The sequence below is a fragment of the Aggregatibacter actinomycetemcomitans genome (genome assembly GCF_003130205.1).
GTDB lineage: Bacteria > Pseudomonadota > Gammaproteobacteria > Enterobacterales > Pasteurellaceae > Aggregatibacter > Aggregatibacter actinomycetemcomitans_A.
The window spans coordinates 1-511 of record NZ_NRDF01000038.1; the positions used below are offsets into that span (position 1 = coordinate 1).

A 511-nucleotide genomic window follows, 5' to 3' on the forward strand; every position below is an offset into this window, starting at 1 on the left:
GTTGGATCACCTCCTTACTAATGAGCGACTTTAAGTGTTCACACAGTTTGTTTGATGGTTGTAGACAATGGAAGAACGACATCGAAGACAAAATCCTGTTGGGTCTGTAGCTCAGGTGGTTAGAGCGCACCCCTGATAAGGGTGAGGTCGGTGGTTCAAGTCCACTCAGACCCACCACTTATACATCAAGTGCATTGAGTATGAGTGAAAGCCAAAGGATATGCTTGGGGATATAGCTCAGCTGGGAGAGCGCCTGCCTTGCACGCAGGAGGTCAGCGGTTCGATCCCGCTTATCTCCACCAATATCGTCATAGTTAAGTTTATCTAACGTTTCTTTTAATTTCGATAAATGAATTTAACTATGATGATAGTAAGTCAACGGACTTACATTATTCTTATCTGTTCTTTAAAAATCCGGAAACAAGCTGAAAACAAGACTTTCAAGAAAGTCTGAGCGAGTGATTGAGAAAAGGCGATTACTCGAATTTAATTTAAAACTGTTATTAATCGC

Annotated in this window: 2 tRNA genes; both read left to right on the plus strand. The window is 41.5% G+C overall.

What is annotated here, in order from left to right:
* The first annotated feature begins 100 nt into the window (after positions 1 to 100).
* Positions 101 to 177 (plus strand) — tRNA-Ile (locus DK423_RS10975).
* Between the two features lie 49 nt (positions 178 to 226).
* Positions 227 to 302 (plus strand) — tRNA-Ala (locus tag DK423_RS10980).
* Positions 303 to 511: the final 209 nt, after the last annotated feature.